Here is an 11,672-nt window from a genome sequence, read left to right on the forward strand (position 1 = left end):
GCAAGACTGCGCCTGCTTCTGGCCCGCACATGATGACCACACAAGAAACCCTGAGACTGTTCAGCGGCCTTTCGGCCTTTCCCCTGACGCCGACCGATGCCGCAGGGCATCTGCAAGCTGACGTGCTGGGCCGTTTCCTCGAGCGCATCCAGGCGGCAGGGGCGGATTCCATCGGCCTGCTCGGCAGCACCGGCGGCTATGCCTACCTGAGCCGGGAGACACGCCAGCATGCGGTCCGGGTGGCGGTGGAGTGCGTCGGTGGCAAGATCCCGATCGTCGTCGGCGTGGGCGCGCTCCGGACCGACGAGGCCGAGACGCTCGCCCGAGATGCCAAGGCGGCAGGGGCTGATGGCCTGCTGCTCGCCCCCATGTCCTATACGCCCCTGACCGACGAGGAGGTGTTCCAGCACTTCTCGGCCGTGGCCGAGGCGGGTGGGCTGCCCTTGTGCATCTACAACAATCCGAGCACCACGAAATTCACCTTCAGCGATGATCTGATTGCCCGTCTGGCCAAACTCCCCAACGTGGCGGCGGTGAAGATGCCGCTGTCGGCGAAGGGTGACTTCAGCGGCGAGATGGAGCGGCTGCGCGCGACGACCCCTGACGGCTTCGCCATCGGCTACAGCGGGGATTGGGGCGCCGCCGACGCGCTGCTGGCTGGCTGTGACGCCTGGTACAGCGTGGTTGCCGGCCTGCTGCCCGCTCCGGCGTTGGCCCTCACGCGCGCAGCGCAAGCGGGCGATCATCCAGGGGCTGCCCGCCTCAACGATGCCTTTCAACCCCTCTGGGAACTGTTCAGGGCATTCGGCAGCTTTCGGGTGATGTACGTGATGGCGGACCTTCTGGGGCTGGCCAGAATCGAGCCGCCGCGCCCGATCCTGGCGTTGCCTAAGGAGGCTCGCAATCGCGTGGAAGGGGCCTTGCAAATCTTGAAGGATACAGGCAGCTCCATTCAATAAAAGGCTTCCGTTGGTGAACGCGGAAGGTCGCCTTCTGGCACGTTCCGGACGGGGGACGAACGTCCGCTTTGGTCAGGAACATCGGGCATTCCAGTCAGTGAACGAATTTCTCTGCCTGACCCAAAGCGGTATTAGACCAAGGCTTTCTACCCGGCCGATCACACTTGCGCGGATAGACCCGGCCACGCGATAATGGTGACTCGCTCGTTCGCCAGCCAATTGGTGACCGAGCCAAGCGGAAAGGCTCCAGGCAGCGGAATGTCCCCGATTGATCAACTGTTCACGGATGGCGCCGCATATGAGAGGCTCATGGGCCGCTGGAGTCGACGCGTCGGTGACGTGTTCATCGACTGGCTCGAAGCCCCGAGAGATCTTCGCTGGCTGGATCTCGGGTGTGGCACTGGCGTTTTCACCGAGCAGGTGATCCGGCGCTGCTCCCCCGCAACGGTGGTTGGAATCGACCCATCCGCTGAGCAACTGGCCTTTGCCCGCGGGCGTGGCGAATTGAGCAGGGTGGAGTTCCACGTCGGCGATGCGCAGGACCTCGCGTTCTCGAATAGCAGCTTCGACATTGCGGTCATGGCGCTCGTCATCCACTTTGTGCCTGATCCGGCCAAGGCGGTCGCGGAGATGTGGCGGGTCCTCCAACCTGGCGGCACGGCCGCAGCCTACGTGTGGGATTACACGCAGGCTGGATCGCCGACGGTGCCTCTTGCAGCGGCGATGCGGGGGATGGGCCTCCAATCGCCGGCCCCGCCGAGCCCGCAAGCAACCTCGTTATCGGCGCTAGAGGAACTCTGGCGAGGCGCTGGCTTCGAGCAGATTGGCACGCGAGCCATCGACATTGCAGTCGAATTCGCTGATTTCGAGGAGTTTTGGCAGTCGATGACGGTGCCGGTCGGACCTGCCGGGAAGATGATAGCTGCGATGTCGCCGGACGGCCGCGCGCGTCTGCGGAGCGCCCTCGAACAGCAAACGCCGCTTACGGCCGATGGACGTGTTATCTATGAGGCGCGCGCGAGTGCCGTCAAAGGTAGCAAGAGAGCCTGAGATGTCCGGTTCTGGCACATCCCGGAAGTAGGCCGAATATCCACCTATGGCGGGAACACCGGACGTTCCCGAACGGCAGGGAATTTCAGAGCCCGACCCGAAGCGAACCAACCGGAGCAGATTGTGTCACAGGTTGGTTCGATGGCATTGATCCGCTTGAGATCACTTGGCGTGGTTGCCGCAGAGTAACACCCTCCCGGAAACGCACCTCGCGGCGCTGATCTCTGCTGGACTCGTAGGGATACGTTCTTAGTGTCGAGCCACCTAAAGACGGCCCGAACGGGCCGGAGACAACGGGGGCTTCATGGGACGGCAGATCGAACATCATTGCGGGGCGATGGGCCATCATCGGGCGCACCGGGGCTGCGAGCCGTGCGCCGGTGCGAGGTCTTGGCTCGCGGGACCGAGCCTTGCCGTCCTGGCCCTGGTGCTCGCCGTGGGAGAGGCCCGGTCCGCCGATGGGTCGCCGGTGCCGACCCGCATCGTGGATTGGCCGATGCCGCTTGGCTTTCCGGTCATCGACAACGACCAAGTCATCGTCGTGAACAACCGCATCACCGGATCGCACGTCACCAAAGGAAACGGCATCCTGATCATAGGTTTGCGCGCCAGGGTGATCGTCAACCACGATGGATCGGTCTACAGCAGCAATACCGGAATCAGCGCCGGGATCCGGGCCGAGAACGGTGCGATGATCGAGAACTACGGAGTCATTAGCGCCGGTTCCCTCATGTCACAGTGGGGGGCGCAGATGGGCATCGCCGGCCACGACCTGAGCATCGTCAACGCCGGTACGATTGCGGCGTCGTATGATCAGAGTGCCATCGAGTTCACCCGCGGCGTCAACCGGCTGGAACTGCGGAGCCCGACTGGTAACATCATCGGCGATGTCGTGGCTAACGGCCATGATGATACGCTGGCCCTCGGCGGCTCGGGCGAAAACACCATCGATCTGCGCGTCATCGGCGACACCGGGCCTGCCCGTCATCGGTTCCGCGGCTTCGAGCGTCTGGAGAAAACCGGATCCGGCAAGTGGACCGCGCAATCGACGAGTGCCTTCAGCGGCCCCACGACGGTCAAGGCCGGAACGCTGGCGCTGAATGGCGAATTGCCCAACTCGATCGTCACCGTGGAGGCCGGCGCCACCTTAAGCGGCAACGGCCTGGCCAAGGGGATCACCGTCCTGCCGCAGGGCATCCTCGCCCCCGGCAATTCGATCGGGCAGCTGCGCATCACCGGCAACCTCACCCTGGCGCCGGGAGCGGTCTACCGGGTCGAGGCGGATGCCGCCGGCAACCATGACCGGATCGTTGTCGCAGGCAACGCCGACGTGGCGGGCGCCACCCTCGATCTGGTCCTAGCGGATGGGCTCGCCCCGGTCGACAGGCCTCTCGAGGTGATCACGGCCGAGGGCGAGACGACCGGCACCTTCAAGATCCACACCAACAGCGTCTCCGACTTCCTGGAACCGACCGTGCGCGAGGAGCGCGAGGAGGTGGTCGTCACGTTCGAACGCAACGATGTGCCGCTGGCCAGTGCCGAGACGACGTCCGACGACAAGGACACGGCTGCCGCGCTCGATGCTCTGGGGAACGCGAGTGAGCTCGATGACGCGGTGCTGCGGCTCGATGCGGCCACGGCCGACCGAGTCTTCGATCTGGTGGCGGGCGAAGCGCATGCCAGCGCGGCAACGGTCGCGTACGGCGATGCCCGTCTCGTGCAGGACACGCTTCTGAATCGGCTGCGGATGCCCCTGGGCGGTGCCCCGACCATGACGCTCCCCGCGACCTTTGCGGCCGATGGCCCGGGCGTGGTGCAGCCCGTGGCGGTGCCGTATCCTACCCTCGACCCGCGCCGCTTCGCGCTCTGGGGCGAAGGCTTCGGCTCCTGGGGCCGCATCGCCCACAACGGCAATGCCTCCGGGATGGAGACGGCCACCGGCGGCTTCATTCTCGGCGCCGAGGCGCTGCTCGATCCGGCGTACCGGATCGGCATCGCCGGCGGCTTCACCAGCACCCGCTTCGATGTCGATGCGCTCGCCTCGTCGGGAGAGAACCAGGGCGTCTTCGGGGCGCTCTATGGCTCGGCGCGATGGGGCGCCATCAACCTGCGGCTCGGCGCCTCCTATTCGGCTCATAACTTCGACGTGCAGCGCACGATCGCCTTTCCGGGCTTCGCCGACCGTACGACGGCCTCTTACGACGGCTCGACGATGCAGGCGTTTGGCGAGATCGGCTATGGGGTCAGCTTTGGCCGAGCGACGCTCGAACCCTTCGCCGGTGCCTCGGTGCTGCGGCTGCGCACCAAGAGCTTCGTCGAGGACGGCGGCGATGCCGCCCTTCTGGGCTATGGCCACAGCTTCGGTCTGGCAACGACCACGCTCGGCGTGCGGGGCGACGCAAAGGTCAGCGACGATCTCCCGTTGACCCTGCGCGGCCTGCTGGGCTGGCGGCATGCGTTCGGGGATGTTGAGCCTCATGCGCTGCTGGCCTTTGCCGGCGGCACCACGGCGTTCACGGTCTCGGGTGTGCCGGTCGACCGCGATGCCGTGGTGGCCGAGGCCGGGCTGGAGTGGCAGGCTTCCGAGGCGATCAGCCTTGGCGTCGGCTATAGCGGGCAGATTGGCGCGCGGGCACAGGAGCATACGCTGAAAGGCAACTTCACCTGGCGGTTCTGAGCAAGGCTCGCCGGAACGGAGCCCTTTGTCGGACGATCGGTCTTGACCTTGGACCGTCGGCAAAGGGTCGCTGATGGCGGCACGAAGCTGAAGCGGCACCGAATGTCTGCTGAGGCAGGGGACAACAGACATTCCTGAAGCATTCGCAATTTCTTCGAATGACCCAATGCAGACCTTCACCAATCGGCTCGCTTGCCCACAGGAACGTGCTAACCCCTTAATGCCACCTTCCATCGGGATTGTTGGAGTTACTTGGTCTCACAGAGAGCAATAATCAGGCTACATAAAGCTTTATGGGAATATCAAATCCCTTCAACAGGTATTCCCGTCCTTCGCTAGCGACTACATGGGGACCAGTGCGATCATGAACCGCTTGGGTGACCAGGATCCCACCTGATTCAGCGGCCGATTGGGCGCGAGCGGCCGTGTTTACGACCGTTCCAATCGCGGTCAGGTCACGATGGGAACGTCCGAACTCCCCAAAACTGGCAAAGCCGGAGTCGATACCGATGCCGACCCTGAGGTCACTCCCACCAATGCCGACATTCTCAATCATGAGCCTTTCTCGACGGGCTTCATAGCGACGTTGGATCTCACGTGCGGCCAGCACTGCCCGTTCAGGGTGATTATCGTGCCGGATCGGGAAATTGAAGATTGCCATAACCGAGTCGCCGTTCGTCTTGTTGAGAAGGCCGTCGTACTCCCAGATAGCCGCTGCACATTCATCGTAAAAGGCGTCGAGCAGCGACGAGACTGCGTCAGGCGTAAGCGACTGCGACAGAGCTGTATAACCTCTCAGATCCGCAAACAGCACCGACACGTCCACGGTGATCTTGCGGGCCTTCATAATCCGCGTGAACATGAGTTCGCACATCGTGCAGGTGTTCGGGTTCATCCGGCTCGGACGAATACCAAAGGCTCGGAAGGGAACGGACGCCAAACCGCGCAGTGGTATGGGGACACGCATCTGTTGCCAGCAACCTTGGCAAATTTTTGATGGAGGCGGAGACATCCACTCAACCCTTCGTGAATTCCGGATGTACAGAATGACTGCGCCAACACGATACGCTGAGCTCAGCTGAATCCATAGCCAACGCCCGCTTGATGACTTGCCCCACAGTCGGACCTTTGAGTGACATCTTCGCGGAGAGAACGCTTCGCTTTTATCCAAGAAGAATGCGCAAATCAGCTATCTGGTCTAAACTAACCTTCCTGCTGGCTGGGGGCATTGCTATTCGGGCGTCGGCTACTGAGCCCTTTGCTGACTAGCTCAGGTGTTGCTGAGCCGGTCCAGCAGGAGACCTAGAGCGCCAACGCTCTCTGGCGTCGCCTCCAGGAGACCTGCCCTGTCCTCCGCCATCAGAAACGTTTTCAGATGGTCTGCGACGCCAACCCGCTCTTCCTCTGGGCCATAACCAAGGCCCGCCAGCGCACGACCAATGAGGGCCTGCGACGGCTCCAGATAGGTGGAGAGGCTGCTGTCGGAGCTCCCAGCCGCTGAGTGGTCGCGAATGAAGAGAATACGTGAGGCGCATGGGCGAGCGCCGAAGTCATGCAAGGCTGAGCCGCTAAACACACCTCCGATCAGGTTTGCCGGCGGTGGTGGAACACAAAGCGCAAATAAGTAGCATCTCCCACTTTCACGGCAGACCGCCATCGACTGAGCGGTTCGTCCATCGGAGACCACAGCTCCGTCCATTACGACGACCCGCCCAAAAAGCGCTTCTGAGTAAGTGAGGCTCAGCCCCGATGCGCCGGTTCGAGCGATTTCGACCTGCCCACGAATGAGCTTACCGGACTGTGCCTGCGACCACGCCAGAGACAAAGCAAGATAGCGCCCCGTTAGAAGTTGACTCGTAGACCACTGGCCTCCATCGGGAAGGGATACAGAGGGTGCCAGTCGGGTTGAGGACGCCTCGCGCATGAGTTCGGCGAGTGTCGTACCCGGGACATTGTAATGAGCTGAGAGGGAGGTGGCGAACTCCTCAAAGGACGCCGCCGCAATGAAGGATCCGGTTAAATTCCCTCCAAGGATACAAGCCCATTCATTGTAGACTTGCGAGATGCGGGGGGCAGACTTACCACCCAACCACTTATAGGCATTCTGTGCCGTGAAGGCGGTGGTCGGGTTCACAGCTGCGAAACGACGGCATAGATCTTTTGGCGAACTTCCGAGCGCCACAAGCGTCAACTTGAGTTTCAGGGCAACCAAAGGCCCAGCAGCTCTTTCTCTCGTGGGGCGCACGTCGGAGCCTCCGGTATTTATGTTATATTATGACATAAGTCGGCTGGCTTTCTTCTCGCGGCCAAAGACAGATACGATGATCTTTGTGGTCCAATCTACCTGGGCCTCGTCTTAATTTCCACAAAGCTCCGAAAATATCTGAAGATTTCCGCTTACCTTATCGCGGCAGACTGTCAAGGTAGCAACGAAACATCCGCAAGTACTCATGATGTGGGAGAGGGAAACCTTATGACACTTCAGATTGGTGCCGTCGCACCGGATTTCGAGGCTGAGACCACGCAAGGGCGCATCCATTTTCACGAATGGATTGGCGATGCTTGGTGCGTGCTGTTTTCCCACCCCAAGGACTTCACCCCGGTCTGCACAACCGAACTCGGCTACATGGCTCGCATCAAGCATGAATTCGACCGGCGCAATGTGAAAGTCATTGGACTCAGCGTCGATCCGGTCGGTAATCACGCCCGTTGGGCAGAGGACATTCACGAGACGCAGGGGTACGCGCCGAACTACCCGATGATCGGGGACTCGGATCTGGCAGTGTCGAAGCTATATGGAATGCTGCCGGCCAGCACGACCGGAACCTCGGAGGGGCGCACGCCTGCCGACAACCAAACCGTCCGAAACGTGTTCGTCATTGGGCCGGACAAGAAGATCAAACTGATGCTAGCTTACCCGATGACCACGGGACGTAACTTCGACGAGGTTCTGCGTGTCATCGACTCGCTCCAGTTAACGGCTCAACATCGGGTCGCAACCCCGGCGAACTGGCAGCCGGGACAGGACGTGATTATTGCCGGCTCTGTGTCGGACGACGAAGCGCGCAGAATCTACCCGCAGGGTTGGCAGGCTCCGAGACCTTACATTCGCATTGTGCCGCAGCCGCAATCCTGAGCAGGTGCGTTCCCGTGTGCTCTCGGTTGAGTGGGCCTAAACTACCATGGAGAAACACCATGAGCTCAGCTACCCTGTCCCGGCCGGCTCCTGAGCGGCTTGCATGCAAGCCGCGGGTCGACGCCTTCTTTGAGCCGCGTACCTGCAGTGTTCAGTATGTGGTGTCCGATCTGGCCTCCGGGGCCTGTGCCCTCATCGACCCGGTGCTCGATTATGATGAGAAGTCAGGGTGCACGGCGACGACCTCCGCTGACGCTCTGCTCGCCTTCGTGCAGGGGCAGGATCTCACGGTCGAGTGGATTCTGGACACTCATCCTCACGCCGATCACTTTTCGGCCTCTGGGTATCTGAAAGATCAGACCGGCGCTAAAACAGCCATTGGCGAACAGGTGTTCGCTGTCCAGCGGCTCTGGAAGGAGATCTACAATCTGCCCGACGGCTTCCCGACAGACGGTTCGCAGTGGGACCGGTTGTTTGCCGATGGTGATGTGTTCCGGATCGGAGACATGGAGGCGAGCGTGCTGTTCTCGCCGGGACATACCCTGGCCTCAGTCACGTACGTGATCGGAGATGCCGCCTTCATCCACGACACGCTGTTCATGCCGGACTTTGGCACGGCGCGATGCGACTTTCCCGGTGGGGACGCCCGAGCGCTGTGGCGAACGATCCAGAGTATCCTGTCCCTGCCGGACGACACCCGTCTATTCTCCGGTCACGACTACCGGCCCGGCGGGCGCCCCCCGGCCTGGGAGAGTTCGGTAGCGAGCCAGAGAGCCCACAACACTCACCTCAAGCAGGCTGGGACCGAGGAGCAGTTCGTTGCTCTTCGCAAAGAACGTGACGGGACGCTGCCAATGCCCAAGCTCATTCTGCACGCTCTTCAGGTGAACATGGCTGGAGGTCGATTGCCCATGCCTGAGGACAATGGGATGCGGTACCTCAAGATCCCGCTCGACGCACTGCCTTGCGCCATGTGGGAATGATGGGCAGAGCAGGACGCTGGGCGTGCCTATGCAAGGCAGGTGGCGGACGCGCTCAAGGGCAACTTCATCTGACGCGTCTGCACACAATAGACCTCGGGGTGACTAACCAAGCGATGTGCAGCCTGCAGCGCGTGCCAGCTTGCTGCTGGTAATCCAATTGACCCTCACTAACCCGGGGCAGATTTCGTTGAAAAACTCCCGAGCGCTACTCAGTCGACCTATTGATAGCGTCAGCGTGCCAGATCAGGCCCAACATCCAGTATGTCGGCCGCGCAGAAACCGGCATTTTCGGACTTCTTCAACATTGGGTAATGGGGCGGCTCTCCCTGGATGCCGATAACATCGGCTGGCCACGTGCACAGGAGAGAGCAGCCATGGACTACTATGCTGGTTTAGATGTGTCGATGAATGAGACCCACATCTGTGTGGTCGAGCGGGACGGGAGTGTTGTTCTGGAGGCAAAAGCCTCCAGCACCCCAGAAGCGATTGCCGCCGTGCTGGAGACGGCGCCCGCTTGCGAGAAGATCGTGCTTGAGACCGGCCGCATGGCGCCGATGCTCTTCCATGGCCTTGCCGCCCTCGGGCTGCCGGTGATCTGCATCGAGAGCCGGCAGGCCTACCAGGCGCTCAAGTCTCTGGCGACCCACAAGACCGACCGTAACGATGCCCGTGGCCTGGCCCATCTCGCCCGAACCGGCTTCTACAAGCCTGTCCACGTCAAATCGCTGCCAGCTCATGCGGTGCGCGCTCTGATCATCGCCCGCAAGAAGCTGGTCGGGCAGCGCGTCACCCTGGAGAACCAGATCCGCGGCCTGGCCGTAGTATTCGGGGTCCGGTTGCCGCGCGGGTTGAGCCCGCGCTTTACCGAGCAGGTCATCCAAGCCAGCCAGGGAATCGCAGGTCTATCCAGCGCCATGCAGGGCCTGCTCGCCGCGCGCAAGGCCGTTCTGGAAGCGGTCGTGGCGATCGACCGTGACATGCGGTTGCTGGCCCGTTCGTCACAGGCCTGCCAGCGGCTGATGACTATCCCCGGTGTGGGCCAACTGACAGCGCTGGCCCTTGTCGCCACCATCGATGCACCGGAGCGCTTCCACCGATCGCGCGATGTAGGAGCCTACCTGGGCCTCGTGCCACGGCGCCTCCAGTCGGGCGAGATCGACTATGTCGGCAGCATCTCCAAGTGCGGCGACCGGCGGGTGCGAACCCTGTTGTACGAGGCTGCTAATGTGATGCTGACGCGCTACCGCGGCGCCTTGGCTCTCAAGGAGTGGGCACTGGGCATTGCCCGGCGCTCGACCATGAGGAAGGCGCGCGTGGCGCTGGCCCGCCGCTTGGCGATCATCATGCATGCCATGCTCCGGCACGGCACCACATTCCAGGCAGCCTAGGAGGACAAGCAGAAGCAGGTCGAGACGAGCTCCCGAGCAGAGCGCTGCCCAAGTGAGGGTGTGGAAGACGACGCCGATTTTGTCGCATGCGGCCTGTGCCAAGGGTCGACTGCGGTTTCAACCAAGTCGCTCCACTCCATCTGACCCCATCAAGTGCCCTGGAGCACGTAGAGAACGCGGAAGCCCTTTGGGATCGCAAAACCGCTCAGGATTGGAGAGTTGCCCCTTGACCTATTAGAAAACAGTATCGGCACTCAGCTGAAGTTAACTGAATGTCAGCTTAGGACAGGAGAACCGGACCTGTAACGATCAGGGGATTTCCATCGTTCGACCAGAGCGAATATTCGGTGCCTGATCGGTCAAACTCTGCAATTAAGGAAAAGCGGGCCCTTTCAGTGCGACAGGGCCGCCAGCTCCTGAGACGGGATTCCAGTGCCGCCCATGCTCCTGCTTAACTTTGGCTTGTGTCAGGCGGCGACATCCTCCTCTCGGCGAGCGACGCGACGCACGACCTGCGGCGGCTGGCCATAGGTGTCGAGGGTGCCGGCTGACGCACCGAGTTCGGTCGCCAGCGCATCGAGCCAGAGCTGGGCAAGCCGTCGATTGGCGCGCATGAAATCCTCCTGGTTGACGAGGATCCTGCCACGGCAGCGGTTACGAACTTCTTGTCAAAATGTTTGTTATGGGGAACGTTATTATGAATCAGTACTCTGTACTGTGTCTCCTTCCCGTCACCAGCTCAGGTATGGTTGATCGTCTTCTGTTGGACTGCATAACTGGGAGCCTGGACATAATCGGGATGCGATATGAGTTTAAGGAAGACCCTAAACCGAAAACCCTCTGAGCGCTCGAGGATCTGGCAGGCACATGACAGATTAGGAGATCCAGCAGGCGAATGGAGATTACACTGTAATGACCGAAGATAAGATTGTCTCGGATCCGGAAATCTTGGGTGGCATGCCGGTCATCAAAGGAACCCGTGTTTTGGTCTATGACTTAGCAGCATCCGTTCAGACAGGGATCCCGCGGGAGCGCATTCTGGCGGCCTACCCCAGCATTAGGGAGCACCATCTGGATCTGGCCGTCTCATACGCAGAGGCCAATCCGTTGAGTCCAAAGCTTCATAACGTGCCACGGGTGGCAAATGCAAACCTGGTGAAGTCCGGACGCATTCCGAGGCGGTAAAGTTGGCGCTAGGATCCTGAACGTAATGCCTAAGCTGATGCCTTATCGACTGAGCATAGCCGTTCGACTTCTGTTTCCCGTCATGGGTTAACCCGGCTTAGCCGAAAGAATTGAGCCCTCAGCGCCGTCCAGCTGCCATTCGGATGTAGTTCCGGATGTCGCCCATAACTACCGCCTGTTATGACTTGAACCCTTTGCGCCTGGAGGCGTTTTGCTCGTCCTGATCTGAGGAGGAGCCATGCTGACGGACGCACAATGGGCAATACTGGAGCCTTTGGTGGAACAGTGCCGTCC

Annotated in this window: 10 protein-coding genes; 7 read left to right on the plus strand and 3 right to left on the minus strand. The window is 61.3% G+C overall.

The window, feature by feature from the left end:
* Positions 1–50: 50 nt before the first annotated feature.
* The 3 genes from ACFOYU_RS12475 (at position 51) to ACFOYU_RS12485 (ending at position 4,686) form a co-directional block, all read left to right on the plus strand.
* Positions 51–959 carry a dihydrodipicolinate synthase family protein gene (locus tag ACFOYU_RS12475; RefSeq protein ID WP_377033838.1) on the plus strand — a complete coding sequence of 303 codons (909 nt, stop codon included), beginning with the start codon at positions 51–53 and terminating at the stop codon, positions 957–959.
* A 309-nt stretch (positions 960–1,268) separates the two neighbouring features.
* Positions 1,269–2,009, plus strand: coding sequence for a class I SAM-dependent methyltransferase (locus ACFOYU_RS12480; protein WP_377033828.1), 741 nt, complete (start codon positions 1,269–1,271; stop codon positions 2,007–2,009).
* A 469-nt stretch (positions 2,010–2,478) separates the two neighbouring features.
* Entirely contained in the window at positions 2,479–4,686 is a 2,208-nt protein-coding gene (locus ACFOYU_RS12485) for an autotransporter domain-containing protein (protein WP_377033829.1), read from the plus strand.
* Between the two features lie 274 nt (positions 4,687–4,960).
* On the opposite strand, the gene ACFOYU_RS12490 is transcribed toward ACFOYU_RS12485, so the two are convergent.
* Together ACFOYU_RS12490 and ACFOYU_RS12495 are read right to left on the minus strand one after the other, a co-directional pair.
* Positions 4,961–5,698 (minus strand): adenylate/guanylate cyclase domain-containing protein, encoded by a 738-nt coding sequence (locus ACFOYU_RS12490; protein ID WP_377033830.1) that lies wholly within the window; start codon positions 5,696–5,698, stop codon positions 4,961–4,963.
* A 258-nt stretch (positions 5,699–5,956) separates the two neighbouring features.
* A complete protein-coding gene (locus ACFOYU_RS12495; protein ID WP_377033831.1) occupies positions 5,957–6,898 on the minus strand; it encodes a hypothetical protein in 942 nt (313 codons plus the stop codon).
* A gap of 261 nt (positions 6,899–7,159) precedes the next feature.
* Here ACFOYU_RS12495 and ACFOYU_RS12500 point away from each other — a divergent pair, with 261 nt between their 5' ends.
* The 3 genes from ACFOYU_RS12500 (at position 7,160) to ACFOYU_RS12510 (ending at position 10,193) form a co-directional block, all read left to right on the plus strand.
* Entirely contained in the window at positions 7,160–7,822 is a 663-nt protein-coding gene (locus tag ACFOYU_RS12500) for a peroxiredoxin (protein ID WP_377033832.1), read from the plus strand.
* 59 nt (positions 7,823–7,881) lie between these two features.
* Positions 7,882–8,805 carry an MBL fold metallo-hydrolase gene (locus ACFOYU_RS12505; protein WP_377033833.1) on the plus strand — a complete coding sequence of 308 codons (924 nt, stop codon included), beginning with the start codon at positions 7,882–7,884 and terminating at the stop codon, positions 8,803–8,805.
* Between the two features lie 374 nt (positions 8,806–9,179).
* Positions 9,180–10,193 (plus strand): IS110 family transposase, encoded by a 1,014-nt coding sequence (locus tag ACFOYU_RS12510; protein ID WP_377033834.1) that lies wholly within the window; start codon positions 9,180–9,182, stop codon positions 10,191–10,193.
* A gap of 467 nt (positions 10,194–10,660) precedes the next feature.
* Here the strand turns inward: ACFOYU_RS12510 and ACFOYU_RS12515 are convergent, their stop codons facing one another.
* Entirely contained in the window at positions 10,661–10,807 is a 147-nt protein-coding gene (locus ACFOYU_RS12515; protein WP_377033835.1) for a hypothetical protein, read from the minus strand.
* 298 nt (positions 10,808–11,105) lie between these two features.
* Here ACFOYU_RS12515 and ACFOYU_RS12520 point away from each other — a divergent pair, with 298 nt between their 5' ends.
* Positions 11,106–11,378: a DUF433 domain-containing protein gene (locus ACFOYU_RS12520; RefSeq protein ID WP_377033836.1), complete on the plus strand. Its 273-nt coding sequence runs from the start codon at positions 11,106–11,108 to the stop codon at positions 11,376–11,378.
* Positions 11,379–11,672: the final 294 nt, after the last annotated feature.

This window comes from Microvirga sp. GCM10011540 (assembly GCF_042650665.1).
GTDB classification, from domain to species: domain Bacteria; phylum Pseudomonadota; class Alphaproteobacteria; order Rhizobiales; family Beijerinckiaceae; genus Microvirga; species Microvirga lenta.